The following is a 26,369-nucleotide window of genomic DNA, read 5'->3' as shown; positions in this document are numbered from 1 at the left end:
ATCAGCCGCCGATAACGGCCTTACGGGCATCGATGATCGTCTGGTAGAAGCTCTGGTCGACCGGCGCCCAGTCAACGTAGCCGCCGCCGGTGAACGATTCGAAGCAGCTCTTGTCTGTCTTCGGCAGCTCGGCGAAGTAGGCGGTAACCTTCTTCTGGAGATCGGCCGGCAGCTTCTGGGAAACCATCAGCGGACCGTTCGGGATCAGCGGCGACTTCCAGACCTCGACGATATCGTCCATGTCGAGCAGGCCCTTGGCGACCATCTGGTGCAGGTTGCCGGAGGTGTAGCCCTGCGCCCACTCGCCCTGGCCGGACCCGAAGGTGGTGCCGACGTCGAACTTCTTGTCGAGAACGCCGAGGACGAGGTTCTCATGACCGCCGCCGAAGCCGGTTTCAGAGAAATACTGCTTGACGGGAGCGCCGGTGTCTTTCGGAAGGGCAACGTTCGGAACGAGGTAACCGGAGGTGGAGTCGGGATCGGCGAAGCCGAGCTTCTTTCCCTTGGCGTCGGCGAGCGTCTTGATGCCGGAATCCTTGCGGGCAACCATGATCGAATAGTAGCCGGTCGAACCGTCGGCCTGCTTCGTGGTCAGAACCGGGGTAACGGCGTTCGGATCCTTGATATAAATCGCCGCGTATGAGGCGGCGCCCATGACGGCGAGGTCGATCGTGCCGCCGAGCAGGCCCTGGATGACGCCGTTGTAGTTCGGCGACGGGAAGAGCTGAACTTCGGAAACACCGGTGGCAGCGATCAAGCCCGGCTTGACGCACTCGGTGCGGCGAACCTGGTCGGCCTCGTTTTCACCGCCATCGAGTCCGATGCGGAGGGCCTTGACATCCTGCGCGGCGGCATTGCCGGCCAGGGCGGCCACGGCGATGGTTGCCATCAGGATCTTGCGGAATGCAGACATGGAAGTCTCCTTTTGTGACGTGGTTTGTCAGTTGGTTCTCCGGCCGTTGTCCCGTCGGCCGGAATCGGTTCAATGCATGGCGGCGGCTTTGGCCATCATGCCGGATGATGCGTTTTCGGCGCGACGCGCGGAGTCGAGGCTGGTTGAGGTCACCGTTTCGTCGATGCCGGCGCCGTCCTTGTCCGTCCCGTAGATTTCCTTGACTGCTTCCGCGGTCAGCTCCGAGGGCTTGCCGTCGAAGACGACGCGGCCGCCGGCCATGCCGACGATGCGCTCACAATAGTTGCGGGCGGTGTCGAGCGTGTGCAGATTGGTGATGACGGTGATGCCCTCGCGCTCGTTGATATCGCGCAGCGCATCCATGACGATCTTGGCGTTCAGCGGGTCGAGCGAGGCGATCGGCTCGTCGGCGAGGACCATCTTCGGGTTCTGCATGAGTGCCCGGGCGATCGCCACGCGCTGTTGCTGGCCGCCGGAAAGCGTGCCCGCCGCCTGCAGCGCCGTCTGCTCGATGCCGAGGCGTTCGAGCGCGGCGATGGCGTGAATGCGCTCCTCGCGGGTGAAGATGCTGAGCAGGCTGAGAAGTGTCGAGCGGTGATTGAGGCGGCCGAGCATGACATTTGTTAAAACATCGAGGCGCGGTACCAGATTGAACTGCTGAAAGATCATCGCGCAGTCGCGTTGCCAGCTGCGCAACGCGCGGCCGCGAAGCCCGGAGACTTCGACGCCGGCGAAATGAATGGAGCCCGAGCTCGGCTCCTGCAGACGGTTGATCATACGCAGGAGCGTCGACTTGCCGGCGCCGGAGCGGCCGATTATGCCGACCATCTGGCCCTGGGGAATATCGAGTGTAACGGCATCGACGGCGAGCTTATTCCCGAAACGACGTGTGACATCCTTCAGCGCGAACATCATGCTCTTCCCTTGCACTCCGGCCCTTGGTCAGGATCGCATTAGTCCCGCCTGATGAACCTCAAATGTCAAATTTGTGTAAGTCTTGTCACAATTCTCCGCGCCTATATCGGAGGTTTAGCCGCCGTAGCGGACAAGGAAATCTTCCGCGCTAAGGTTGCGAAAATCCTGAAGCGCCAGGCGCAGCCGGTCGTGTTCCCAGTCCCACCAGGCGAGCCTGTCCATGCGTTCTCCGAGCGCTTTCGAAAACCGGTCGCGGATGAGCTTGGCCGGCACGCCGCCGACGATCGTGTAGGGCGCGACGTCCTTCGACACGACGGCGCCGGCGCCGATCACCGCACCGTTGCCGACGCTGACGCCCGGCAGGATCGTCGCCCCATGGCCGATCCAGACGTCGTTGCCGATCGTCACGCGGTTCAAGCGCCGCCAGGCGAAGAAGTCTTCCTCCATGTCGCCGTCCGGCCAATAATCGGCGGCGCGATAGGTGAAATGGTGCAGCGTCGCCCGCCAGGTCGGATGGTTGGTGGCGTTGATGCGCACGGCGGCGGCGATATTGACGAACTTGCCGATCGTCGCGCACCAGATGGAGCCGTCCTGCATGATGTAGGAATAGTCGCCGAAGGTGACCTCGCTGATGCGGCAGCGCTCGGAGACCTCCGTATAGCGCCCGAAGGTGGAGTCACTGACCTCGGCCGTTTCGTGAAAATAGGGTTCGGTGCCCAGCTTACGGCTCATGCGGCGATCTTTCCAGGCGAGAACTGCTGGACGTCGAGGATGCGGTCGGCGACCGCCTCGCGAACCTCCTCGTCGTGGAAGATGCCGAGAAGGGCGACGCCCACCTGTTTCTTTTCCGCAATCATGTCGACGACGACGGCGCGGTTGCGGGCATCGAGCGAGGCTGTGGGTTCGTCGAGAAGCAGGATCGTGTGCTCGGTGATGAAGCCGCGCGCGATGTTGACGCGCTGCTGCTCGCCGCCGGAGAAGGTGGCGGGCGGAAGCTGCCAGAGCGCTTCCGGCAGGTTGAGCCTGGCGAGCAGGGCGCCGGCCTTTTCCCGAGCCGCAACCGTTTCTTCGCCGCGGGCCACCAGCGGCTCGGCCACCACGTCGATCGCCGCGACCCGCGGCACGGTGCGCAGGAACTGGCTGACATAGCCGAGCGTATCGCGGCGGACATTGAGCACAGTGCGCGGATCGGCGGCGGCGAGATCGACGATCCGCCCGTCATGGCGGATGAGGATCTGGCCGGTATCGACGGCATAATTGCCGTAGATCATCTTGAGCAGCGAACTCTTGCCGATGCCCGAGGGGCCGCCGAGCACGACGCACTCGCCTGACGACACCGAGAAGGCGACCTCGGAGACGACGGGCAGTCTGATGCCGTCGCGCAGGTGCATGGTGAAGCTCTTCGAAACTTCGGAAACGACGAGGGGCGTTGGCATGATTTCTTCTTTCCTGGTTTCTAACGAGAGTTCAGACCTGCAGGATCGAGGAGACGAGCAGCTGCGTGTAGGGTTCTCTGGGATCGTCGAGCACGCGGTCGGTGAGCCCTTGTTCGATGACATAGCCGTCTTTCATGACCATCATGCGGTGCGAGAGCAGGCGGGCGACGGCAAGATCATGGGTGACGATGATGGCCGAGAGGCCGAGATCGTTGACGAGGCCGCGCACCAGGTCGAGCAGGCGGGCCTGCACCGACACGTCGAGGCCGCCTGTGGGCTCGTCCATGAAGACCAGACGCGGGCCGGTGACGAGGTTGCGGGCGATCTGCAACCGCTGGCGCATGCCGCCGGAAAAGGCGCGCGGCTGATCGTCGATGCGGTCGGCGTCGATCTCGACGCGTTCGAGCCAGTCGATCGCGGCAGAGCGAATCTTGCCGTAGTGCCGGTCGCCGATCGCCATCAGCCGTTCACCGACATTGGCGCCCGCAGAGACGGTCATGCGCAGCCCGTCGGCCGGGTTCTGGTGCACGAAACCCCAGTCGGTGCGCATCAGGAAGCGGCGTTCGGCCTCATTCATGCGGTAGAGGTCGCGGTAGCTGCCGTCGCGCATGTGGTATTCGACACTGCCCGTCGTCGGCATCAGCCGGGTGGAGATACAGTTGAGCAGCGTCGTCTTGCCCGAACCGGATTCGCCGACGATGGCGAGAACTTCACCGGGCCAGAGCTCGAAGGAGACGTTCCGGCAGCCGATGCGATTGCCGTAGAATTTCGAGAGATCGTTGACTTTGAGAAGCGGTGTGTCGGTCATTCTGCAGCCTCCCGGGCGAGCATTTCGCCGGCATGCCCCTGTGCTCGGCGATCTTCGCAATGGTCGGTATCGGAGCAGACGAACATGCGCCCGCCCTTGTCGTCGAGGATAACCTCGTCGAGATAGACCTCCTCTGCGCCGCAGAGCGCACAAGGTTTGCCGAAGCGCTGGATTTCGAAGGGGTGGTCTTCGAAGTCCAGGCTGACGACATCGGTATGGGGCGGCACGGCATAGATGCGCTTTTCGCGGCCGGCGCCGAAAAGCTGCAGCGCCTCCGACCTGTGCATCTTCGGATTATCGAACTTCGGCGTCGGCGAGGGGTCCATGACGTAGCGGCCATGCACCTTGACCGGATAGGCATAGGTCGTGGCGATGCGGCCGTTGCGGGCGATATCCTCATAGAGCTTCACATGCATGAGGCCGTATTCCTCGAGTGCATGCATCTTGCGCGTCTCGGTTTCGCGAGGTTCGAGGAAGCGCAGCGGTTCCGGGATCGGCACCTGATAGACGAGCACCTGGCCGGGCCTAAGTTTTTCCTCCGGGATGCGGTGGCGCGTTTGGATGATCGTCGCCTCGCCGGTATGCGTCGTGACCGCGACATTGGCGACCTTCTGAAAGAAAGCGCGGATCGAGACGGCGTTGGTCGTATCGTCGGCGCCCTGGTCAATGACCTTCAGCACGTCGTCAGGACCGATAATCGAGGCCGTCACCTGCACGCCGCCGGTGCCCCAGCCGTAAGGCATCGGCATTTCTCTGCTGGCGAAAGGCACCTGATAGCCGGGAATGGCGATCGCCTTCAGGATGGCGCGGCGGATCATCCGCTTGGTCTGTTCATCGAGATAGGCGAAGTTGTAGCTGGCGAGATCGCTCATTCGGCGGCTTCCTTCATGTCTTCGCCGCTGCTGCGGGAGGCTTCGAATTCGCGGCGCATGCGGCGGACGAGATCGAGTTCGGCCTGGAAGTCCACATAATGCGGCAGCTTCAGGTGCTCGACGAAGCCCGTCGCCTGGACATTGTCGGAATGGGAGATGACGAATTCCTCGTCCTGCGCCGGCGCGACGATATCCTCGCCGAGTTCTTCGGCGCGTAGCGCGCGATCAACAAGCGACATCGCCATCGCCTTGCGTTCGCTCTGGCCGAAGACCAGGCCGTAGCCGCGGGTGAATTGCGGCGGAGCCTTGGCCGACCCCTTGAACTGGTTGACCATCTGGCACTCGGTGATTTGGATGACGCCGAGTGAGACGGCGAAACCGAGTTCCGGCACGTCGAATTCCACCTCGACTTCGCCGATGCGGATTTCGCCGGTGAAGGGGTGATTCCGGCCATAGCCGCGCTGGGTGGAATAGCCGAGCGCCAGCAGGAAGCCTTCGTCGCCGCGGGAAAGCGCCTGCAGGCGCAGATCACGGGTCATCGGGAACTCCATCGGCTCGCGGGTCAGATCGCCGATCTCGTGATCCTCGGGCATGTCGCCGTCGGCCTCGATCAGGCCCTCTTCGCCCAGAATCTCGGAGACACGCATGACGCGGCCGGTCTCGGCTGCACGCTGCACAGGCGCCTCGACCGCCTCGTCTTCAAGCAGCGTGGGATCGAGCAGCCGGTGGGTATAATCGAAAGTAGGCCCGAGAAGCTGGCCGCCCGGCAGGTCCTTGTAGGTCGCCGAGATCCGCCGTTCGATCGTCATATCAGCCGTGTCGAGCGGTTTGGAGTAACCGAAACGCGGCAGCGTCGTACGGTAGGCGCGCAACAGGAAGATCGCCTCGATCATGTCGCCGCGCGATTGACGGACGGCGAGTGCTGCAAGCGTACGGTCGAAAAGCGAGGCCTCGGCCATGACGCGGTCGACGGCGAGAGCGAGTTGTTCGACGATTTGCTCGATGCCGATCGCCGGCAGCGAGCGATCGCCGCGGCGGCGGTCGGCAAGCAGCCGGTGGGCATTGGCGATGGCGGCCTCGCCACCCTTGACGGCAACATACATGATCTCAGATCTCCGTTGCTGTGATCTTGGTGGTGCGCGGCAGACAGACGAAGCGCTTGCCCGATGTCAGCACGATGTCGATGCCGCGCGGGAAGAGCGCACGGTTCTCGGTCCAGAGCCTGAGGAAGGTCTCCGGCAGCCCCACCGGCGCGATCTCCGCGACGCTCTGGATGCCCGGACCCATCAGCGCCAGCTTGCGTCCGCCCTCGAGTTCGGGAAGTTCGATGACGACAGTCGTCGAGCGGTCGGGATATTCCTGTGTGCCCGATGCGAAGAGGCCGAAGGAACAAAGCGCAGTGCCCACCTCGATGAAGGCAAAACGCGCATCGGCCTTTTCGGCTGTCACCGGAGCGCCTGTATGGAAACCGAGCCACTCCGGCACCGTGGATTTCGCCAGTCCCGAGGTAAGCCAGACTGATGTGTCGTGGTCGCAAAGCGTGAGCGCGATCGTGCCGGCGGCAATGCCGAGCGGTGCCGGCGGATCGATATCGGGCTCAACGCTCTGAATGGCGCCGGGGCGGGCCATGCCGTCCATCAGCATCTTGAAGACGCTCTGTGCATGAAAGACCGGGTCGGTGAAGCCGCCGGTCAAAGCATCCGTCGTGAGGCCCATCAGTTGTCTCCCCGTACCATGGTGAAGAAATCGACGCGGGTGGCGGCCGTCTCGTCCGCCTTGCGGCGTTCGGCAGCAGCGATGCGTGCGGCAATCGGCGAAAGCAACGCCTGTTCGACGAAGTTCCTGGTCGCCTCCTCCTGCCAGAGCGCATCGAAGATCGCCGCAAGCCGTGCCTTCGTGCGGTCGGTGCCGAGCGCCTGCGCGTGGCCGATGGAGCCGGAGTCGAGCCGCACCGTGGCGCGTGTCACCGTCACCTCGCCGAGATTGAAGGGGGCTCCGCCGCCGCCGATGCGTCCGCGCACCATCACCAGCCCGGTTTCCGGTCCGCGCACCGGATGCGCCTGAGGCTTTTCCGGCAACGCATCCCAGACCGACTGGAGTTCGCTCCGTTCCGCCCGCGCCAGCAGATCGGCGGCGCGTTTGCGCGTCGACACCGCCTGTGACGCAGCGTCTTTCCTGTCCGCTGATATCATCGCCGCCTTCCCTCCAAATGTCTATTGATATAGACAACCGTACAAGCTATACCTAGCCTTAAATCGGTGTCGTGACAAGCGTATGACATCGTAAGCAAGGCAGGGCTGAATGGCGGGACTTAAGCAGGTTCAGAGGCAGACAGGCGTGGCGCTCTGGCGTCAGATCGCCGATCGCATTCGCGAGGCGATCGGCAATGGAGCATATGACGAAACGGGAATGGTGCCGGCGGAAACGGTGCTGGCGCTGCAATTCGGCGTCAACCGGCACACGGTGCGCAGTGCGCTCGCGGCGCTGGCGCAGGAGGGGATCGTGCGTGCGGTACAAGGCCGCGGCACGCTGATCGAGCGCAAGGAGCGCTTCAACTTCCCGATCACCCGGCGCACCCGCTTTACCGCCGGCATCGGCGGGCAGGCGCGCGAGATGCGCGGTCTTCTGCTCGAGGAGGCAAAGGAGGAGGCGAGCGCCGAGATTGGTCGCAGGCTAGGCCTGAAGCCGGGGGCACAGGTGATCAGGCTGGAAACGCTGCGCGAGGCTGACAAGCAGCCGGTTTCAAGGGCGACGAGCTGGTTTCCCGCCGAACGTTTCGCCGGGATCGGCGAAGCCTACCGAAAGCATGAATCGATCACCAAGGCTTTCGCCGAACTCGGGCTGGCGGATTATGTCCGGGCGACGACCGAGATAACGGCAGCGCATGCTGCTACAGCCGACCTTGCCGACCTGGAGCTCACCCCCGGCGCGATCCTGCTGATCGCCAAGGCGATGAACACCGATCTCGACGGCGTGCCGGTGCAATATTCGATCAGCCGGTTTGCGGCCGACCGGGTGCAGTTCACCATTGAGAATTAAGAGGTGGTGTGCCAGCCGCTTGCGGCTGGCACCGGCCGGCTTCAGTGCGCGCCGGACATATCGCCGAGCACTTCCTTGGAAGCGACGGTGGAATCGGCGTTCAGCTTGTAGACCATGGGAACGCCGGTCGCGAGGTTGAGGGCAAGCACGCCTTCCTTGCTCAGCTTGTCGAGCACCATGACCAGCGAGCGCAGCGAATTGCCGTGCGCGGCAACGAGCACCTTTTCGCCGCGCAGCACGCGGGGCAGGATTTCGGTGAGATAGTATGGCCAGACACGGGCGCCGGTGTCGCGCAGGCTTTCGCCGCCGGGCGGCGGCACGTCGTAGGAACGGCGCCAGATATGCACCTGTTCCTCGCCCCATTTGGCGCGCGCATCGTCCTTGTTGAGGCCGGAGAGGTCGCCGTAATCGCGCTCGTTCAGCGCCTGGTCGCGGATCGTCTCGAGATCAGGCTGGCCGACCTTGTCGAGGATGAGCTTCAGCGTGTTCTGGGCGCGCACGAGTGCGGAGGTATAGGCGACGTCGAATTTGATCCCGTATTCGGCAAGTGCGGCGCCGCCGGCATTGGCTTCCTGGATGCCGAGTTCCGTCAAATCCGGGTCCTTCCAGCCGGTGAAGAGATTCTTCAGGTTCCAGTCGCTCTGGCCGTGGCGAACGAGGACGAGGGTACCGCTCATGAATATGCCTCCGTAGTATCCTTATTGGGAAGAGAGCCCGAGCACGTCGAGCATGGAATAGAGACCCGGCTTCTTGTCGCGCGCCCAGAGTGCCGCCTTGATGGCGCCGCGCGCGAAGATCGAGCGGTCGGCCGCGCTGTGCGACAGGGTGACGATTTCGCCTTCGCCTGCGAAAAGCACGGAATGTTCGCCGATGACGGAGCCGCCGCGCAGCGTCGCAAAGCCGATCGTACCGGCCTCGCGGGCACCGGTATGGCCGTCGCGCACTCGGACCGATTTCGAGGCGAGATCGATATTGCGGCCCTTGGCCGCCGCTTCGCCGAACAGAAGGGCAGTGCCTGAGGGCGCATCCACCTTGTGCTTATGGTGCATTTCCAGGATCTCGATGTCCCAATCAACAGGATCGAGCGCTCGCGCCGCCTGCTCGGCCAGCACGCTGAGCAGATTGACGCCGAGGCTCATATTGCCCGACTTGACGACGCGGGCATGGCGGGCCGCTGCGGCGATCCTGGCGTTGTCGTCTGCCGAACAGCCGGTCGTGCCGATGACATGGACGATGCGGGCTTGTGCGGCAAGGCCGGAGAATTCCACGGTTGCGGCAGGCGAGGTGAAGTCGAGCACGCCTTCGGCATGCAGGAAGGCCTGAAGCGGGTCGTCGCCGATGATGACGCCGGTCGGGCCGAGGCCTGCGATCTCGCCGGCATCCTTGCCGACGAAGGGCGAGCCAGCGCGCTCGACGGCGGCATGCAGGGTGGCGCCCCCAATGGAATGAATGAGCCGGATCAGCGTCTGCCCCATGCGCCCTGCTGCGCCGACCACCACCAGTTTCATCGCAGCATCGCTCATCTCGGTCTCTCGTATCAGCTCAGTTTGAATCGGAGGCCGAAGGCCTCTGGAGGTTGTTGAGGCGAGCGTAAAGACCGTCGCTGACCTTCGCAAGCGTCTCGTGATTGCCTTCCTCGACGACCCGACCCTGCTGCATGACGACGATCTTGTCGGCGCGTACCACGGTCGAAAGCCGGTGGGCGATGACGACGACGGTGCGCCCGGTCATCGCCTCGTCGAGCGCCTTCTGCACGGCCGCCTCGGATTCGGTGTCGAGCGCGGAAGTCGCTTCGTCGAGGAGCAGGATCGGCGCGTTGCGCACCAGTGCGCGCGCGATGGAAAGCCGCTGACGCTGGCCGCCCGAAAGCGTCACGCCGTTTTCACCGACTGGCGTATCGTAGCCCTGCGGCTGGGCCGAGATGAAATCATGCGCATAGGCAAGCCGGGCAGCATCCTCAACCTCGGCATCGGTCGCGTCCGGCCGGCCATAGCGTATATTGTCGCGGATCGTGCCTTCGAACAGGTAGGGCTGCTGCGAGACATAGGCGAGCTGTTGACGCAGCGACTTTTTGGTGATGTGGGCGATATCCTGTCCATCGATCAGGATTTCCCCTTCGCGCGGATCGTAGAAACGCGGAATGAGGTTTATGACGGTGGATTTGCCGGCACCCGAAGGGCCGACGAGCGCCGTGGTCGCCCCGCCCTCGGCGACGAAGCTGACGCCGCTGAGCACGCTCTCGTTGCCATAGGCGAAGGAAACATTGCGGAACTCGATGCGCGCCTGCGTCACCGTCAGCGGCCGGGCATCCGGAAGGTCGCGCTGGCGCGGTTCCATGTCGAGCAATTCGTAGATCATCCGCGCGTTGACGACGGCGCGCTCCATCTGCACCTGCAGGCGCGCGAGGCGGCGAGCCGGATCATAGGCAAGCAGCAGCGCCGTCACGAAGGAGAAGAAGGCGCCCGGGGCTACATTGTAATAGATCGAGCGATAGGCGGCATAGGCAAGCACGCTGGCGACGGCAAACCCGGCGAAGCTCTCCGTCAGCGGCGAGGTGCGCTCGGAAAGCCGGGCAATCCGGTTCGCCCGGTTCTCGGCGGCGGTGATGAGCTTGTTGACCTTGCTCTCCAGCTCCTCTTCCATCGTGAAGGCTTTGACGATGGCAATGCCCTGGATCGTCTCCTGCATGGCGCCCAGCACGTGGCTGTTCAGATGGACGGCCTCGCGGGTTGCCGAGCGAAGCCGCTTGGAAACATAACGCAGCGCATAGAGCAGCGGCGGCGCCATGATGAACACGGCGAGACTCAGCAGCGGGTCCTGAAGGACCATCACGCCGATCAGCGAAACGAAGGTCAGGAGGTCGCGCACCGTTGAGGTGATCGTCAGGTTGAGCACGTCGCGGATGCCGCTGACGTTCTGGCTCACTTGCGCGGCGATATGGGCCGACCGTGCCTCGCTGAAATAGCCGACAGAAAGCGTCATCAGATGCGCATAGAGACGGCGCTGATAGCGGGCGACAATATTGTTGCCGACCTTGGAAAGCGCTACGGCCTGGCCGTAGCTTGCAAAGCCGCGCAGCACGAAGGCGACGAAGATCGAAAGACAGATGATCCAGACGACGTCGGCGCGGCGGTTGGCGAAAGCCTCGTCGATGATCGCCCGCATGATCCAGGCCGTGAACGCCGTCGAAAGCGCCACGACCACGAGGCAGGCGATCGCGAAGACATAACCCCAGAGATGGTCGCGGCCGTTTTCAGCGATGATGCGCTTGAGGATGCCGGTCACGGTATCGCTGCTGACGCTCTGCTTTCTGCTTTCCACGGCTTCCAAAAATGAGTTTTCCTGTCTTGTGCCAGGCGCCTCTTGACCACGGCGCGCGCTGTTGCCGGCTCTATAAAGAGTTGGGACTGGTTTGGCTAGAGCGCCGCGTGTGCGACACCGGGCGCGACCGACGCTCTGCCCGCCTTGGGCAGGGGTCAGCGCCGCCAGCGGCGGCCTTCGGTCGAGACGCCGAAATTCGCCGGCATGCGGGCATAGGCGGAAAGCCCGGCGAGCGCTGCCAGCGGATGGGTCACCACATAGGTGGGAATGGTGCGAAGCAACGCGCTATGCGGCGCCTTGTCTTCGAAGGCCTGTCGGAATTCCGGCTTCTTCAGCGCCGGGAGGATCTTCTGCGAGATACCGCCGGAGAGATAGACGCCGCCGCGCGCCATGAACACCATCGCCATGTCGCCAGCGACGCGGCCGAGATAGGTGGCAAACAGCGAGACGGTCTCGACCGCCGCCTTGTCGCTGCCAGCTAACGCGTGCGAGGTGATGTCGGCCGGATCCTTCATCGTCGGCTGAATGCCGTCGACGACGCAGATGGCGTTGTAGAGATTGACGAGGCCACGTCCGCAGAGGATCTGCTCGGCCGAAACGCGGCCTTCGATCGTCTCGATATGCGGGAAGAGTTCATAGTCGCGTTTGCTGCGCGGCCCGAGATCGATATGGCCGCCTTCGCCCGGAACCGGGATCCAGCTGTGCTGGGCGTGCACGAGTCCGCCGACGCCGAGGCCGGTGCCGGGGCCGAGCACGACGCGGGAGGCGATCATGTCGCCGGCGGCATTGCCGATGCGTTCGCGGTTTTCATCCGATAGGGCGGCAATCGCGAGCGCCTGCGCCTCGAAATCGTTGACAACAAGCACGTCCTCGATACCGAGGCCGTCGATCATCGTTCTCGGCCTCACCACCCAGTCGCAATTGGTCAGAGGAATCTCGTCGTCGTTGATCGGACCGGCGACAGCGAGGATCGCCGAACGCGGCTGCACCGCTGTCTTGTCGAGCACGCCTTTTTGGATCGCTTCGTCGATCGTGGCGAAATCGGCCGTGCGCACATTCGGAAACTGCTTCGGCTCGGCATAGGCATCGGTCAGGATGGAAAAGCGGGCATTGGTGCCGCCGATATCGCCGATCAGGATCGGGAAAGGCAGCGGAGCGGTGCTGTGGTTCGGTTTGGGCATGGCCGGTTCCGTGCTGATCAGGCTTCGAGTGTGGGAAGGAGCTTTATAGCGGTCGCGTGGTTGAGCGCCATCGGAATGTCGTAGACGATCGCCAGCCGCATCAGTGCCTTCACGTCGACATCGTGCGGCATCGGCGTCAGCGGGTCGACGAAGAAGATCAGGGCGTCGACCTCGCCGGTCGAGATCAGCGCGCCGATCTGCTGATCACCGCCGAGCGGTCCGCTTTTCAGCCTGATGACGTTGAGGTCGGGGGCGGCGTCGAGCACGCGCCCACCGGTCGTGCCGGTAGCGACGATCTTCCAGCGCGAGAGAAGGTCCTGGTTGGCGCGGGCGAACGCGGCCATGTCATCCTTCTTCTGGTCATGCGCGATCAGCGCGAGGCACTTGCTGCCGGCCATGAAGTGAATCTCCGCCCCTTCAATTCAATCGATTTGATCGCTTTATACCAAGAATTTGCGATTTGAAAGACAGTGCATCCGCCGCCTCATTGGAGCGCCGGCTTGTCGTTCGGGATCGGGCCGACATCCGGCAACGCCTCATCGATGTCGTCAGCCGGCGCGGCTGCCGGAGCGGCGGCGAGCGCGCTTGCGGCAGAGGGCCCGCCATAGGTGGCGGCCTGCATCGAGGCGACGGAAGCGGCATCGAGCACCGCGGCGCAAGCCTTCGGCAGATCGGAGACCATCATCTCACGCGGCGGCTTTGGCGGCTTGGCGCCGGGTTTGGGCGGCTTCGGTGGCGCCCAGGGGGCCGGCGTGAACCAATAGGCGAGCGACTTGTCGCAGCCGTCTCCTGAGGCGACAGGGGCTTGCGGCGTGCATCCGGCAGCGCCCGGCGGACATTTGATGCGGATGTGGAAATGCGAGTCATGGCCGTATATCGGCCGGAGCTTACCAAGATTGGTGCGGTCGCCAGTCCAGGTATCGCACATTTTCTTCTTGATCGCCGGATTGACGAAGATCCGCTCCACTTCGGGATAGCTCGCCGCCAGCATCAAAAGCCGCGCGCGCGATTGGCTCCATACCTTGGGGTTGACGGTGAGGAACTTGTCTTTCTGCAGCATGCTGATGAAGGGCAGGTCCTCGCGCTCCTCGGCCGTCATGCGGCGCGCCGGCATCGGGGTGAACCAAATATCGGCATCGAGGCCGATCTGGTGCGAGGAATGGCCGTTGAGCATCGGCCCGCCGCGCGGCTGCGCAATATCGCCGACGAGGATGCCCGGCCAGCCGGCATATTTGACCGCATCCTGCGAAAACCGCTCCAGGAGCGCGATCATCGCCGGATTGCCCCAGCGGCGATTGCGCGAAAGCCGCATCGCCTGCCAGGTCGGCCCGTCGGTCGGCAGCGCAACCGCACCGGTCATGCAGCCCTTTGCATAGAAACCTATCGGCTGCGCCGGCCCCTGCGTCGGCAGGCTGGCGCCTGCAAATAGCGCCTTGGCGCTGCCTGGGCTTGGCGTTTTCTGCTGTGCGCCGACGTCGCCGGCGGCAAGGCCTGCGCCGATCGCGCCGGCAAGCGCCAGTCTGCCGAATGTTCTGAAAGCCTGCGCGAAGCCGAAAGCCATGCTCTTCCCTTAAATCGATGCCGAAGTGATTTGCCTGCGAATCTATCGTGAAAAGCGATTTTGGTGAATCGATGATTTGGTGGCGGGCGCGCGCGCGAAGCCGGGCAGATCGCCGCAGCGCCATCGGAGCGGCTCTTTGACAGGAGTTTACGGCTCAAAAATTCGCGAGCCAGGCAAAAACCAAACTCTCTCCTGTTTTTCGCCCCTATTTCTCGTATTGTCGAATCCATCAATATTCAGGGGAACTGGGAATGGCGGCTTTGTGGTCGAGGATCGGTCTGATTCTATCGCTTGCGGGTGCTCTCGTCCCGATCTCGTCTATGGCTGAGGATCAGCCGTTTCAGATCGGAAGCTCGGTCATCAGCGAGATGAAGTACAAGCCGGGCTTTGCGCATTTCGACTACGTCAATCCAGATGCCCCAAAGGGCGGAGATCTGCGCCTTTCCGCGAGCGGCGCCTTCGATACGTTCAATCCGCTGCTTGCCAAAGGCCAGACGGCGGTAGGCCTGACGCGCGTATACGACACGTTGATGAAGCCCGCCGATGACGAGCTGCTTGTGTCCTATGGCCTCCTTGCCGAAGGGCTGTCCTTCCCCGCCGATGTTTCGAGTGCGACCTTTCGCCTGCGCAGGGAGGCAAAATGGGCGGACGGGCAGCCGGTCACGCCCGAGGATGTCATCTTCAGCCTGGATAAGACCAAGGAGCTCAATCCCGTCACCGCGAACTACTATCGGCACGTAGTAAAGGCCGAAAAGACCGGCGATCGCGATATCACCTTCACTTTCGACGAGAAGAACAATCGCGAGCTTCCGAACATTCTCGGCCAGTTGGTTGTCGTGCCGAAACATTGGTGGGAGGGGCAGGGACCGGACGGCAAGCCCCGCGATATTTCAAAGACGACGCTCGAGCCCGTGATGGGGTCCGGACCTTACAAGATTGCATCCTTCTCGCCCGGAGCGACGATCCGTTATGAACTGCGCGACGACTATTGGGGCAAGGATCTCAATGTGAATGTCGGCCAGAACAATTTCCGTAACATCATCTACACCTATTTCGGTGATCGGGACGTCGAGTTCGAAGCCTTTCGCGCCGGCAACAGCGACTTTTGGCAGGAAACCACAGCTGCCCGCTGGGCGACGGGATATGATTTCCCCGCAGTGAAGGAAGGACGCGTCAAGAAGGAAGAGGTTGCAAACCCGCTGCGCTCCACCGGAATCCTGCAGGCTCTCGTGCCCAATATGCGGCGTGATCTGTTTAAGGACGAGCGGGTCCGCGAAGCGCTGAACTACGGTTTCGACTTCGAGGAGCTGAACCGCACGGTTGCCTTCAACAGCTACAAGCGCATCGACAGCTATTTTTGGAACACCGAGCTTGCCTCTTCCGGCCTGCCGCAGGGACGTGAACTGGAAATATTGCAGGGCATGAAGGACAAGGTTCCGCCCGAGGTCTTCACGACGCCGTACACCAATCCCGTCGGCGGTGACCCGCAGAAAAGCCGCGACAACCTTCGCAAGGCGATTGCACTGCTGAAAGAAGCTGGTTGGGAGATCAAGAGCAACCGCATGGTCAACACCAAGACCGGCCAGCCGATGAGCTTCGAGATACTGTTGTCGAGCCCTATGTTGGAGCGCTGGGCGGTGCCTTATGCCAACAATCTCAAGAAAATCGGCATAGATGCGCGGGTGCGGACAGTCGATGCATCGCAAGCCGTCAATCGCGAACGCAGCTTCGACTACGACATGATCTGGAATGTCTGGGCGCAGTCTATGAACCCTGGCAACGAGCAGGTCGACTATTGGGGATCCGCTTCGGTCAATCAGCAAGGGTCCCAAAATTATGCCGGCATTGCCAATCCGGCGGTCGACGAACTCATCCGCATGATCATCTTCGCGCCGAACCGCGATGAACAGGTCGCGGCGATCAAGGCGATGGACAGGGTCCTGCTTGCAAACCATTACGTCATCCCGCTGTTCTACCGCGGTACCCAGAACATCGTCTATTGGAACACGATCACCCATCCGGCCGAATTCCCGGCTTACAGCCTTGGCTTCCCCGATGCCTGGTGGTCGGCCTCGGCAAAATGAGCGGGCTTGCAATGGTGGGGCTCTGGGCTCCAAATGGCACAATCGAATCACGACAAGCCGGCAGGGCCGGCAAGGGAAGGCTGGCGGATTGAGCGGCATTAGACTGGACGGCAGGCAGACAAGAAGAAGATTTCCGGAGGCCGAAGGCTGATGGGCGCCTATGTCATTCGCCGCCTGCTTTTGATGATCCCGACCATTATCGGCATCATGGCGATATCTTTCATCGTCGTGCAATTCGCCCCCGGCGGTCCGGTCGAGCAGGTGATCGCGCAATTGACCGGCCAGGCCGATGGCGCCGACCAGCGACTGTCGGGAGGCGGCGACCTGATGGGTGATGGAGGAGGGGACGAAGGCTCCAGATATCGCGGCGCCCAGGGGCTCGATCCGGAACTGATCGCCAAGCTCGAAAAACAGTTCGGCTTCGACAAGCCGCCGCTGACGCGCTTTGGCGAAATGATGTGGAATTACATCCGCTTCGATTTCGGCGAGAGCTTCTTCCGCAACACCTCGGTGCTCGACCTCATCAAGGAGAAGCTGCCAGTGTCGATCTCGCTCGGCATCTGGATCTTGATCTTCTCGTACGCCATCTCCATTCCGCTCGGCATTCGCAAGGCGGTCAAGGATGGATCGACCTTCGACGTCTGGACCTCGGGCATCATCGTCATCGGTTATGCCGTGCCGAGCTTTCTCTTCGGTATCCTGCTGATCGTGCTTTTCGCCGGCGGCTCCTTCTACGACTGGTTTCCCCTGCGCGGCCTGGTTTCCGACAATTTCGATCAGCTCGCCTGGTGGCAGAAGCCACTCGATTATTTCTGGCACCTCACCTTGCCGCTGATCTCGCTTTCGCTCGCCGCCTTCGCCACCACGACGCTCCTGACGAAGAATTCCTTCATCGAGGAGATCAAGAAGCAATATGTCGTCACCGCCCGCGCCAAGGGTCTCAATGAACGGCAGGTGCTTTACGGCCATGTTTTCCGCAATGCCATGCTGATCATCATCGCCGGTTTCCCCGGCGCCTTCATCTCGGCTTTCTTCACCGGGTCGCTGCTGATCGAAAATATCTTCTCGCTCGATGGCCTCGGCCGCCTCGGCTATCTCTCGGTCGTCAACCGGGATTATCCGATCGTCTTCGCCACACTTTATATTTTCTCGCTGCTCGGCCTCTTCGTCAGCCTGATTTCCGACCTGATCTACACCTGGATCGATCCGCGCATCGATTTCGAGCGGAGGGATGTCTGATGGACACCGCCGCAAAGCCCGCCACGGCAACCCCCGTCAAGCCGCCGCGCAAGGGCCTGCTTTCGCCGACCAACATTCGCCGCTGGCAGAATTTCCGGGCGAACGGCCGGGGCTACTGGTCACTGTGGCTTTTCCTGCTGCTGTTCGTGCTCAGCCTGTTTGCCGAGTTCCTCGCCAACGACCGGCCGATCGTCGCCTCTTATAAAGGCGAGATCCTGTTTCCCGTGCTGATCGATTATCCCGAGGAAAAATTCGGCGGCTTCCTCGCCGAAACCGACTATCGCTCCTCGGTGATATCGGACGAGATCAACGCCAATGGCTGGATGATCTGGCCGCCGATCCGCTATTCCTACCGCTCGGTCAACTCGAACATTCCGCATTCGGCGCCGACCGCCCCCTTCTGGCTGATGACCAAGGAGGAACGCTGCTCCGGCTATCCGCAAGGGGCGAACGATCCCGCCTGCACGCTCGGCAATCTCAACTGGCTCGGCACCGACGACCAGGCGCGTGACGTGCTGGCGCGCGTCATCTACGGCTTCCGCATCTCGGTGCTGTTCGGCCTGGCGCTGACCATCTGTTCGGCGATCATCGGTGTGACGGCGGGCGCTGTGCAAGGCTATTTCGGCGGCTTGACCGATCTGCTGCTGCAGCGCTTCATCGAGATCTGGTCGTCGATGCCGGTGCTTTATATCCTGCTCATCATCGCAGCCATTCTGCCGCCCGGCTTCTTCGTGCTGCTCGGCATCATGCTGCTCTTCTCCTGGGTGAGCTTCGTCGGCGTGGTGCGCGCCGAATTCCTGCGCGCCCGCAATTTCGAATATGTCCGTGCCGCCCGTGCGCTCGGGGTCAACAACGGCGCCATCATGTGGCGCCACCTGCTGCCGAACGCCATGGTGGCGACGCTCACCTTCCTGCCCTTCATCCTCTCCGGCTCGATCACGACGCTGACCTCGCTCGATTTCCTCGGCTTCGGCATGCCGCCGGGCTCCCCCTCGCTCGGCGAGATGATCGCTCAGGGCAAGAGCAACCTGCAGGCGCCCTGGCTGGGGCTGACGGCCTTCTTCGCCATGTCGATCATGCTTTCCCTTTTGATCTTCATCGGTGAAGCCGTGCGCGACGCCTTCGATCCGAGGAAGACGTTTCAATGAATGACATGACAGAACCGCTCCTCTCCGTCCGCGATCTCTCGGTTGCCTTCCACCAGGGCGGCGAGACCTCGCTTGCCGTCGACCGCATCTCCTTCGATATCGCCAAGGGGGAGGTCGTGGCGCTTGTCGGTGAATCCGGCTCCGGCAAGTCGGTCTCGGCCAATTCGATCCTGCGGCTTTTGCCCTATCCATCGGCAAGCCATCCCTCCGGCGAAATCCTGTTCAAGGGCAATGATCTCTTGAAGGCGTCGGAGCGGGCGCTGCGCGAGGTGCGCGGCAACGACATCACCATGATCTTTCAGGAGCCGATGACCTCGCTCAATCCGCTTCATACGGTCGAGAAGCAGATCGCCGAGATCCTCGCCCTGCACCAGGGTCTCACCGGCCAGCCGGCGCGTGAACGCGTGCTGGAACTTTTGAACCAGGTCGGCATCCGCGAGCCGGAGAAGCGGCTGAAGGCCTATCCGCACGAACTCTCCGGCGGCCAGCGCCAGCGGGTCATGATCGCCATGGCGCTTGCCAACCGGCCGGAACTGCTGATCGCCGACGAGCCGACCACGGCGCTCGACGTCACCGTGCAGGCGCAGATCCTCGAACTGCTCCGGCAGTTGAAGATGGCGCACGGCATGTCGCTGCTGTTCATCACCCATGATCTCGGCATTGTGCGCAAATTCGCCGACCGCGTCTGCGTCATGACCAAGGGTCGGATCGTCGAGACCGGACCGGTCGAGGAGGTCTTTGCCAATCCGAAGCACGAATATACCCGCCACCTCCTCGCTTCCGAACCCCGCGGCGAGCCGCCGCTTGCCGATCCGTCGAAGCCGGTGGTGATGGAAGGCTCCGATATCCGCGTCTGGTTCCCGATCAAGGCGGGGCTGATGCGCCGCGTCGTCGACCACGTCAAGGCGGTCGACGGCATCGATCTTTCGCTGCGCGCCGGGCAGACGCTCGGCGTCGTCGGCGAATCCGGTTCCGGCAAGACCACGCTCGGCCTGGCGCTCACGCGGCTGATTTCCTCGCAAGGCCGTATCGCCTTTGTCGGCAAGGATATAGCCGGCTATTCATTCAATGAGATGCGGCCTCTGCGCAACCAGCTGCAGATCGTCTTCCAGGACCCCTACGGCTCGCTCAGCCCGCGCATGTCGGTCGGCGATATCATCGCCGAAGGGCTGAAGGTGCATGAGCGCGCCTTGAGCGCCGAGGAGCGCGACCAGCGGGTATGCTGGGCGCTGGAGGAGGTGGGCCTCGATCCCCTGACCCGCTGGCGTTATCCGCATGAATTCTCCGGCGGCCAGCGCCAGCGCATCGCGATAGCCCGCGCCATGGTGCTGAAGCCGCGTTTCGTCATGCTCGACGAGCCGACCTCCGCGCTCGACATGAGCGTGCAGGCCCAGGTGGTCGATCTCCTGCGGGATCTGCAAAAGAAGCATGACCTAGCCTATCTCTTCATCAGCCATGACCTGAAGGTGGTCAAGGCGCTCGCCAACGACGTCATCGTCATGCGTTCCGGCAAGGTGGTGGAGCAGGGGCCATCCGCGGAAATCTTCCGTGCGCCGAAGCACGATTACACCAAAGCGCTGATGGCGGCCGCCTTCAATATCGAGGCGGTGCCGACGCCCGCCGTACAGCAGTAAAGAAGACCATGTCCGCACCTCCCGTTCTCGTCGATATCAAATTCAATCCCGAAGGTGTTGCCCGTGCGCTGAAGACGGCGTTTCCCGATCGCGGCAGCATCAATCTCGCCGATCCGGCCGACCGCGCGCGTGATCTCCATGCTGCCGAATATGCTCTTCTCTGGAAGCCGGACGCCGACCTTTTCAGCCGGGCGCCCAACCTCAAGGTCATCTTCTCGGGCGGTGCCGGTGTCGATCACATCATCGGCATGGCCGGCCTGCCTGATATTCCGATCGTCCGTTTCGTCGACCGCAGCCTGACGACCCGGATGAGCGAATGGGTTGTCATGCAGTGCCTGATGCATCTGCGCGCGCAATATGCCCATGACATCAAGCAGCGGCGGCGCGAATGGGCAAAATTGATAGGGCCGGAAGCGGCGGAGGTGACCGTCGGCGTCATGGGTCTTGGAATTCTCGGCCAGGATGCAGTCGCCAAACTGAAAGTGATGGGTTTCAACGTCATCGGGTGGTCGCGCACCCGCAAGGCAATCGACGGCATCGAGACCTTCGATGCGAGCGAACTGGGCAGTTTTCTCGCCAAGACCGATATTCTTGTCGGCCTCTTGCCGCTGACGCCTGAGACGACGGGCTTTTATGATAGCGGGCTATTTAAGAAGCTTCGCCGCGGCGGTGCGCTTGGTCAGCCGGTCTTCATCAATGCCGGCCGCGGCAAGAGCCAGAACGAGGCCGACATCGTCACGGCCATCAGGGAGGGGATCCTCGGCGGCGCCTCTCTCGATGTTTTCGAAGTGGAGCCGCTCGCCGCCGACAGCCCGTTATGGGAGTTGGAGAACGTCTTCATCACCCCGCATGATGCGGCAGTCTCAGAAGAAAACGCCCTGTTCCGCCATGTGGAAACGCAGCTCGCCCGCTTCGAACGCGGCGAGCCGCTGCAATTCGTGATCGACCGCGCCGTCGGATATTAACGGCCTCTCGCGCGAACGCGCGCAGCGATTTGGCATTCCGAAAAGACCGCGGCACCTTTGAGCCCCGGAACCTTCCAGAGGGCCACCCGTTTTTCTTTGCGAAAGTTCTTCGCGGCCTGATCGGCCGCCAAGGCAGCGGAAGGAGACGATGATGGCGCATCAGACGGAAACACGCTGGGAAAAATCCGACGGCAAGCTTCACGAGGAACAGCAAATCCCGCCGGTGCAGGCAAAGCAGGGACGCATGGGTTATCGTATCCTGACGGTGCTGCTCGTCGCGCTGATCCTTGCTTTTGTGGTCTGGATCCCGGTCGAGATCTGGGGCAATCGTGAGGCGGACGAGGTGGCGCCGCAGCAGCCCGGCCAGCAACTCCAAGACCAGCAATCGGACGCAGCACCGGCGCCGACGCTGCAGAACGGCAATGCGGTCCCGACCGAGACGCCGCCTGCCGCCAATACCACGCCCGCGGCGCCGGCCCAACCTGCGACACCCGCCCAACCTGCGGCACCGGCCCAGCCCGCGGCACCGGCCCAGTAAGCGTTCGACAGATGATCTCCCGCCTCCCGCCGCCAGCGCGCGGCGGGATGTTTATGTTTTGTCTGGACTTTTCCCGCCGATTTTTCGATAAGAAGGCGCACGAGCCGGTTTCGTGCGCCGGCCGGAGCTTAGCAGCACCTGAGAACTTGGCAGCACCTGACCGGAGTGGACAGGGGCAGGAATCTCATGGCCAAGACTGATATCGCGAGACGCGTCTACAATCACGCCTGGAAACTCGACCCGATCATCCGCAGCCTGATCGATACCGACTTCTATAAGCTGCTGATGCTGCAGATGATCTGGAAGCTTTATCCGGATGTGAATGCCTCCTTCACCCTGATCAACCGCACCAAGCGCGTCCGTCTCGCCGAAGAGATCGATGAAGGCGAATTGCGGGAACAGCTTGACCACGCCCGCACGCTGAGGCTCTCCAAGAAGGAGATGATCTGGCTTGCAGGTAACAGCTTCTATGGCCGCGCCCAGATCTTCGAGCCGGAATTCCTCGCCTGGCTTTCCAACTTCCAGCTTCCCGAATACGAGCTGTCGAAGAAGGACGGACAGTATGTCCTGGATTTCCATGGATCCTGGAAAGAAACCACCATGTGGGAAATCCCGGCGCTCGCCATCGTCAATGAGCTGCGCTCGCGCTCGGCGATGAAGGCGCTCGGTCCCTTCACCCTCGATGTGCTCTATGCCCGCGCCAAGGCAAAGATGTGGTCCAAGGTCGAGCGGCTGAAGGAGCTGCCCGGCCTGCGCATCTCCGATTTCGGCACCCGCCGCCGTCACAGTTTCCTCTGGCAGCGCTGGTGCGTCGAGGCATTGAAGGAAGGTATCGGTCCGGCCTTTACCGGCACGAGCAACGTCTTGCTGGCGATGGATTCCGATCTTGAGGCGGTCGGGACCAATGCCCACGAGCTGCCGATGGTTGCCGCCGCGCTGGCGCAGACCGACGAGCAGCTGCGCAACGCGCCCTACAAGATCTTGCGGGATTGGAACAAGCTCTACGGGGGCAACCTTCTGATCGTCCTGCCGGATGCCTTCGGCACCGCCGCTTTCCTGCGCGACGCCCCCGAATGGGTCGCTGACTGGACCGGCTTCCGTCCGGACAGCGCGCCGCCGATCGAAGGCGGCGAGAAGATCATCGACTGGTGGAAGAAGATGGGCCGCGATCCGCGCCAGAAGCTGTTGATCTTCTCCGACGGTCTCGACGTCGACGCCATCATCGATACCTACCGGCATTTCGAGGGCCGCGTGCGCATGAGCTTCGGCTGGGGCACCAACCTGACGAATGATTTTGCCGGCTGCGCGCCGACCGAAATCTCCGGCCTCAATCCGATCTCCGTCGTCTGCAAGGTCAGCGACGCCAACGGCCGCCCCGCCGTGAAACTCTCCGACAACCCGCAGAAGGCGACCGGCGAACCGGCCGAGGTCGAACGCTATCTGAAATTCTTCGGCGCAGAGGATAGGGTCGATCAGACTGTCCTGGTATAGGCACGAGGTGAGGCACGGCCATTCCGGGGCATATCGATATGCCCGGTCATCTCGATATGCCCCGTCATCGCATCCTCGATCGACCAGCCGAAACGCCATGCGTCGAACATCGAATACCATTCCTGCAGATCGGTGATCGGCAGGATATCCGGCTTCGACATAGGATTATCAGCCAGGCTGCGGCCACGAGCACGGTCGCGCACGCCGCGCTCCTGCATCTCAAGCAGATTCTCGAACATCATCACCCCGGCCTCCCGTTCCATGGGTTTATGCAATCATGCTAATGAAGCATTGTCGAGTCCGGATGTGATCATTCCGGTTTTTCACAGGATTAGCCCCGATGTGCTATTTTGGGACGATCCCGGCTCGGCCTAATGCCTGTCGCCCGCAACGCTGCAGCGATTCCGGGGTTCGACATGTATCAAGACAAAGAGATAGGCGCTCGCGCGACGCTCTTATCATCCGTTGAGATGGACTGGAGCGTGACGGGGAGGCCCGGCTTCCTGGCTGGGTCCGCCCCCGAGCCTCCCGGCTGGCCGGATCTCGAAGAGCGGCAGCATCAACAAAGTGCCGCTTTCCGCTCCGGCCGATCCAACGGTGATGAGCATCAAAGTAAGCCAAGGGTTAATATCCACCGGCTTCGTCTCAATCCGATGCAATTCCGAGCGCAGGCCTGTGGCCGTCCCTCGGCTTAAGCAGCCAGTCTGCGAAACCGCGTCCTGATCCGGTCGAGATAATAATGCCCCGGAGACGGCGCCGCCGTCATCGCACGGGCTTCGGAAGAGGGCACGCCCTCGAACAGGCGCTCCTCGCCGTTCTTGAAACAAATCCTGAGCCGTCCGTCTTCCTGGCTGAAATAGACGGATTTGATGATCTTCGACTTCACCGAAAGTTCTTCCACCTGTTTTACCTCTGTTTTTTAGTTTGGCAGAACCTAAACCCAAACGTGCAAAGACGCGGTGAAGCAGCATGGTAAAAAATCAGGGAATTTTCGGATCAGGCGGCCGGGCGAAACGATTGGCTCTTCGCTTCGGCGGGAAGAAGACATAATCGGCGCCGCTGAATGGGCAGCGCCTGTTCGGCTTCACCCAAGGCTCGGTGCTCTCACAGAGAACAACGCAAACCATCGACAACCCGATCGGCGGGGAAGTCTATGTCGTAGGCACGTCCCGCTACTTGTGTCTTCGGTATGGACAAAACGTGAAATGGCGGACAGGGAGGGATTCGAACCCTCGGTACGCTTTCACGTACACACGCGTTCCAGGCGTGCGCCTTAAACCACTCGGCCACCTGTCCTTTGGCGTTCGCGCCCGGAGAGGAGCAAATCGTCGGAACGGCGCGATATATACCGATGAATTTTTGCCGATCAACCCAAATCTAACAGTTTTTTGACTTCTTCCGATAAAACTCCCCTCGGCCCATCCCATTGTGCTTCACCTCATCGATAACTATGTAATTCTCAGGTGGAGAATGGCGCGGGCTCGCCGGAATTATCCGGCATATCGAAGCGTCGGAGGGTTTGATGCGTTTCCTGTTGCGTCTGGCGAGTCTTGTCGCGCTTGCGGCGGCCGTTATTGCCGGGACCATCGATTCGATCCAGTCGGTTGCCGCCTCCGCTGTCGTGATGACGCCGATGTCGTCTGCCTGGCAGGATGTCAGCCCGGACACGTTGACCTCGCTGCAGTCGGCGCTTTCCTACTATATCCACCCGCGCTTCTACGCCTTCATCTTTCAGTGGCTGATGCTCCAGCCAGCCTTTGCGGTTTTTCTGGTGATCTCGCTGCTTCTCTGGATGATCGGGTACAAGAAGCCGCAGGTGTCCGGTCGCTTCATCGCATAGCAAATCCTGTTTGAGCCGCTACGATCCGGCCAAGACTGGTGCGCAGCCCCGGTCTCGGCGTCCGCCGAGGCATTGGCGCGAAAATCTGCACCTCGATAGGGAAATGTCCAAAAAACAGCCCTAGAGAATTGATTTTAAGCAATCGCTGCAAATCTTTACCGCTTGAAAAATTTCTGGTGAATTTTTCCGTGAGCCATGCAAGGATGCGCGCAGCCAGGCCTCCGGGGGGAGGTCGGTGGTTCCGCAGACATGCCCAAAAAGGGCTTGCGGGAGGACCCCTAACGAATAGAAACAACAGGGCTGCACAATGAAAAAATCCCTTCTCACTCTTCTTGCCGTGGCTGCCATGTCGACGACGGCGCTGGCCGCCGATGTCAAGCCGGCGCTGGTTTACGGCACCGGCGGGAAGTTCGATAAGTCTTTCAACGAAGCGGCCTATAACGGCGCCGAGAAGTTCAAGGCCGAAACCGGCATCGCCTATCGCGACTTCGAGCCGACGGGAGACACGCAGGGCGAACAGGCCATCCGCAACTTCGCAAGCCGCGGGTTCAATCCGGTCGTCGCCGTTTCCTTCGCCTGGACGTCGGCCATCGAGAAGGTCGCAGCCGAATTCCCCGACACCAAGTTCATCATCGTCGACTCCGTCGTCGACAAACCGAACGTTCGCTCGGTCGTCTACAAGGAAGAAGAAGGCTCCTACCTCGTCGGGATTCTCGCCGGCATGGCATCCAAGACCGGTAAGGTCGGCTTCGTCGGCGGTATGGATATTCCGCTGATCCGCAAATTCGAATGCGGCTATGAGCAGGGCGCCCGCGCCGCCAAGGCCGATATCCAGGTTTTCCAGAACATGACCGGCACCACCGGTGCGGCCTGGAATGACCCTGTTCGCGGCGGCGAGCTCACCAAGAATCAGATCGACCAGGGTGCGGATGTCATCTACGCGGCAGCCGGCGCCACCGGCCTCGGCGTGCTGCAGACCGCCGCCGACAACAAGAAGCTGTCGATCGGCGTCGACTCCAACCAGAACCATCTGCATCCGGGCTCTGTCCTGACCTCGATGGTCAAGCGCGTCGACCTCGCCGTCTACAACGCCTATAGCGACACCAAGAACGACAAGTTCACCGGCGGCGTCCAGGCGCTCGGCGTCAAGGAAGACGGTGTTGGCGCCGCGATCGACGACAACAACAAGTCGCTGATCACCCCGGAGATGCAGGCAGCTGTCGACAAGGCCAAGGCCGATATCATTGCCGGAACCGTCAAGGTTCACGATTATACCTCGGACAATTCCTGCCCGAAGTGATCCGCGCCCTGATGTAATCGACGATTGAGATCGGGCGTATGGCGGAGGGGATTTTCGCCATACGCCCTTTTCTTATTTGGAGCC

General features: G+C 62.0%; 27 protein-coding genes and 1 tRNA gene. 10 read left to right on the top strand and 18 right to left on the bottom strand.

The window, feature by feature from the left end:
- Nucleotide 1: 1 nt before the first annotated feature.
- The 9 genes from phnD to phnG all read right to left on the bottom strand — a co-directional run bounded on the left by phnD (nucleotide 2) and on the right by phnG (nucleotide 7,136).
- Complete coding sequence (phnD, locus tag GA0061105_RS09205) at nucleotides 2–913, bottom strand: phosphonate ABC transporter substrate-binding protein (RefSeq protein WP_092749572.1); 912 nt, start codon at nucleotides 911–913, stop codon at nucleotides 2–4.
- Between the two features lie 69 nt (nucleotides 914–982).
- Nucleotides 983–1,825, bottom strand: a complete 843-nt coding sequence (phnC, locus tag GA0061105_RS09200; RefSeq protein WP_092749570.1) for a phosphonate ABC transporter ATP-binding protein — start codon at nucleotides 1,823–1,825, stop codon at nucleotides 983–985.
- A gap of 117 nt (nucleotides 1,826–1,942) precedes the next feature.
- Nucleotides 1,943–2,560 carry a DapH/DapD/GlmU-related protein gene (locus tag GA0061105_RS09195; RefSeq protein WP_064693349.1) on the bottom strand — a complete coding sequence of 206 codons (618 nt, stop codon included), beginning with the start codon at nucleotides 2,558–2,560 and terminating at the stop codon, nucleotides 1,943–1,945.
- Nucleotides 2,557–3,264 carry a phosphonate C-P lyase system protein PhnL gene (gene phnL, locus GA0061105_RS09190; RefSeq protein WP_092749568.1) on the bottom strand — a complete coding sequence of 236 codons (708 nt, stop codon included), beginning with the start codon at nucleotides 3,262–3,264 and terminating at the stop codon, nucleotides 2,557–2,559. Before phnL ends, GA0061105_RS09195 begins: the two co-directional genes overlap by 4 nt.
- 31 nt (nucleotides 3,265–3,295) lie before the next feature.
- Entirely contained in the window at nucleotides 3,296–4,072 is a 777-nt protein-coding gene (gene phnK, locus GA0061105_RS09185) for a phosphonate C-P lyase system protein PhnK (RefSeq protein WP_064693351.1), read from the bottom strand.
- On the bottom strand, nucleotides 4,069–4,944 hold the full coding sequence (locus tag GA0061105_RS09180; protein ID WP_064693352.1) for an alpha-D-ribose 1-methylphosphonate 5-phosphate C-P-lyase PhnJ: 876 nt from the start codon (nucleotides 4,942–4,944) through the stop codon (nucleotides 4,069–4,071). Before GA0061105_RS09180 ends, phnK begins: the two co-directional genes overlap by 4 nt.
- Nucleotides 4,941–6,047, bottom strand: a complete 1,107-nt coding sequence (locus GA0061105_RS09175; protein WP_092749566.1) for a carbon-phosphorus lyase complex subunit — start codon at nucleotides 6,045–6,047, stop codon at nucleotides 4,941–4,943. The genes GA0061105_RS09180 and GA0061105_RS09175 overlap by 4 nt, the downstream gene beginning before the upstream one ends.
- Before the next feature lie 4 nt (nucleotides 6,048–6,051).
- On the bottom strand, nucleotides 6,052–6,660 hold the full coding sequence (phnH, locus tag GA0061105_RS09170) for a phosphonate C-P lyase system protein PhnH (RefSeq protein ID WP_064693354.1): 609 nt from the start codon (nucleotides 6,658–6,660) through the stop codon (nucleotides 6,052–6,054).
- Nucleotides 6,660–7,136: a phosphonate C-P lyase system protein PhnG gene (gene phnG, locus GA0061105_RS09165; RefSeq protein WP_092749564.1), complete on the bottom strand. Its 477-nt coding sequence runs from the start codon at nucleotides 7,134–7,136 to the stop codon at nucleotides 6,660–6,662. Before phnG ends, phnH begins: the two co-directional genes overlap by 1 nt.
- A 109-nt stretch (nucleotides 7,137–7,245) precedes the next feature.
- Between phnG and phnF the strand changes: the two genes are divergently transcribed.
- Complete coding sequence (phnF, locus tag GA0061105_RS09160) at nucleotides 7,246–7,983, top strand: phosphonate metabolism transcriptional regulator PhnF (RefSeq protein WP_092749562.1); 738 nt, start codon at nucleotides 7,246–7,248, stop codon at nucleotides 7,981–7,983.
- A gap of 41 nt (nucleotides 7,984–8,024) precedes the next feature.
- On the opposite strand, the gene GA0061105_RS09155 is transcribed toward phnF, so the two are convergent.
- The 6 genes from GA0061105_RS09155 to mepA form a co-directional block, all read right to left on the bottom strand.
- A complete protein-coding gene (locus tag GA0061105_RS09155) occupies nucleotides 8,025–8,660 on the bottom strand; it encodes a 2,3-bisphosphoglycerate-dependent phosphoglycerate mutase (RefSeq protein ID WP_064693357.1) in 636 nt (211 codons plus the stop codon).
- Nucleotides 8,661–8,681: 21 nt separating this feature from the next.
- Nucleotides 8,682–9,506: a 4-hydroxy-tetrahydrodipicolinate reductase gene (gene dapB / locus GA0061105_RS09150; protein WP_092749560.1), complete on the bottom strand. Its 825-nt coding sequence runs from the start codon at nucleotides 9,504–9,506 to the stop codon at nucleotides 8,682–8,684.
- Nucleotides 9,507–9,525: 19 nt separating this feature from the next.
- The gene (locus GA0061105_RS09145; RefSeq protein ID WP_092749558.1) at nucleotides 9,526–11,313 is read right to left on the bottom strand and encodes an ABC transporter ATP-binding protein; all 1,788 of its coding nucleotides are present in this window, start codon (nucleotides 11,311–11,313) and stop codon (nucleotides 9,526–9,528) included.
- A 146-nt stretch (nucleotides 11,314–11,459) separates the two neighbouring features.
- On the bottom strand, nucleotides 11,460–12,485 hold the full coding sequence (locus tag GA0061105_RS09140) for a glucokinase (protein WP_092749556.1): 1,026 nt from the start codon (nucleotides 12,483–12,485) through the stop codon (nucleotides 11,460–11,462).
- A 17-nt stretch (nucleotides 12,486–12,502) separates the two neighbouring features.
- Nucleotides 12,503–12,883, bottom strand: coding sequence for a methylglyoxal synthase (locus tag GA0061105_RS09135; RefSeq protein WP_064693361.1), 381 nt, complete (start codon nucleotides 12,881–12,883; stop codon nucleotides 12,503–12,505).
- A gap of 86 nt (nucleotides 12,884–12,969) precedes the next feature.
- Complete coding sequence (mepA, locus tag GA0061105_RS09130; protein ID WP_092749554.1) at nucleotides 12,970–14,046, bottom strand: penicillin-insensitive murein endopeptidase; 1,077 nt, start codon at nucleotides 14,044–14,046, stop codon at nucleotides 12,970–12,972.
- Between the two features lie 251 nt (nucleotides 14,047–14,297).
- Here mepA and GA0061105_RS09125 point away from each other — a divergent pair, with 251 nt between their 5' ends.
- The 7 genes from GA0061105_RS09125 (at nucleotide 14,298) to pncB (ending at nucleotide 23,145) form a co-directional block, all read left to right on the top strand.
- Nucleotides 14,298–16,130 carry an extracellular solute-binding protein gene (locus GA0061105_RS09125; protein WP_092749552.1) on the top strand — a complete coding sequence of 611 codons (1,833 nt, stop codon included), beginning with the start codon at nucleotides 14,298–14,300 and terminating at the stop codon, nucleotides 16,128–16,130.
- 150 nt (nucleotides 16,131–16,280) lie between these two features.
- Nucleotides 16,281–17,369, top strand: a complete 1,089-nt coding sequence (locus GA0061105_RS09120; RefSeq protein ID WP_064693364.1) for a microcin C ABC transporter permease YejB — start codon at nucleotides 16,281–16,283, stop codon at nucleotides 17,367–17,369.
- Nucleotides 17,369–18,517: an ABC transporter permease gene (locus GA0061105_RS09115; protein ID WP_092749550.1), complete on the top strand. Its 1,149-nt coding sequence runs from the start codon at nucleotides 17,369–17,371 to the stop codon at nucleotides 18,515–18,517. Before GA0061105_RS09120 ends, GA0061105_RS09115 begins: the two co-directional genes overlap by 1 nt.
- A complete protein-coding gene (locus GA0061105_RS09110; RefSeq protein ID WP_092749548.1) occupies nucleotides 18,514–20,151 on the top strand; it encodes an ABC transporter ATP-binding protein in 1,638 nt (545 codons plus the stop codon). The genes GA0061105_RS09115 and GA0061105_RS09110 overlap by 4 nt, the downstream gene beginning before the upstream one ends.
- A gap of 8 nt (nucleotides 20,152–20,159) precedes the next feature.
- Nucleotides 20,160–21,116, top strand: a complete 957-nt coding sequence (locus tag GA0061105_RS09105) for a 2-hydroxyacid dehydrogenase (protein ID WP_092749546.1) — start codon at nucleotides 20,160–20,162, stop codon at nucleotides 21,114–21,116.
- 148 nt (nucleotides 21,117–21,264) lie between these two features.
- Nucleotides 21,265–21,654, top strand: a complete 390-nt coding sequence (locus GA0061105_RS09100; protein WP_092749544.1) for a hypothetical protein — start codon at nucleotides 21,265–21,267, stop codon at nucleotides 21,652–21,654.
- A gap of 186 nt (nucleotides 21,655–21,840) precedes the next feature.
- Complete coding sequence (gene pncB / locus GA0061105_RS09095) at nucleotides 21,841–23,145, top strand: nicotinate phosphoribosyltransferase (protein WP_064693369.1); 1,305 nt, start codon at nucleotides 21,841–21,843, stop codon at nucleotides 23,143–23,145.
- On the opposite strand, the gene GA0061105_RS09090 is transcribed toward pncB, so the two are convergent.
- The 3 genes from GA0061105_RS09090 to GA0061105_RS09080 all read right to left on the bottom strand — a co-directional run bounded on the left by GA0061105_RS09090 (nucleotide 23,127) and on the right by GA0061105_RS09080 (nucleotide 24,441).
- Nucleotides 23,127–23,384 (bottom strand): CrpP-related protein, encoded by a 258-nt coding sequence (locus GA0061105_RS09090; protein ID WP_064693741.1) that lies wholly within the window; start codon nucleotides 23,382–23,384, stop codon nucleotides 23,127–23,129. The two genes, pncB and GA0061105_RS09090, sit on opposite strands and share 19 nt — an antisense overlap.
- Before the next feature lie 452 nt (nucleotides 23,385–23,836).
- A complete protein-coding gene (locus GA0061105_RS09085) occupies nucleotides 23,837–24,046 on the bottom strand; it encodes a KTSC domain-containing protein (protein WP_064693370.1) in 210 nt (69 codons plus the stop codon).
- Nucleotides 24,047–24,351: 305 nt separating this feature from the next.
- Nucleotides 24,352–24,441, bottom strand: a tRNA-Ser gene (locus GA0061105_RS09080).
- A 226-nt stretch (nucleotides 24,442–24,667) separates the two neighbouring features.
- Here GA0061105_RS09080 and GA0061105_RS09075 point away from each other — a divergent pair.
- Together GA0061105_RS09075 and GA0061105_RS09070 are read left to right on the top strand one after the other, a co-directional pair.
- On the top strand, nucleotides 24,668–24,985 hold the full coding sequence (locus GA0061105_RS09075) for a hypothetical protein (RefSeq protein ID WP_064693371.1): 318 nt from the start codon (nucleotides 24,668–24,670) through the stop codon (nucleotides 24,983–24,985).
- A 307-nt stretch (nucleotides 24,986–25,292) separates the two neighbouring features.
- The gene (locus tag GA0061105_RS09070) at nucleotides 25,293–26,285 is read left to right on the top strand and encodes a BMP family lipoprotein (protein WP_092749542.1); all 993 of its coding nucleotides are present in this window, start codon (nucleotides 25,293–25,295) and stop codon (nucleotides 26,283–26,285) included.
- Nucleotides 26,286–26,369 lie beyond the last annotated feature (84 nt).

The sequence above is a fragment of the Rhizobium aethiopicum genome, assembly GCF_900094625.1.
GTDB lineage: Bacteria > Pseudomonadota > Alphaproteobacteria > Rhizobiales > Rhizobiaceae > Rhizobium > Rhizobium aethiopicum.
This window is presented reverse-complemented; position numbering and strand designations above follow the sequence as displayed.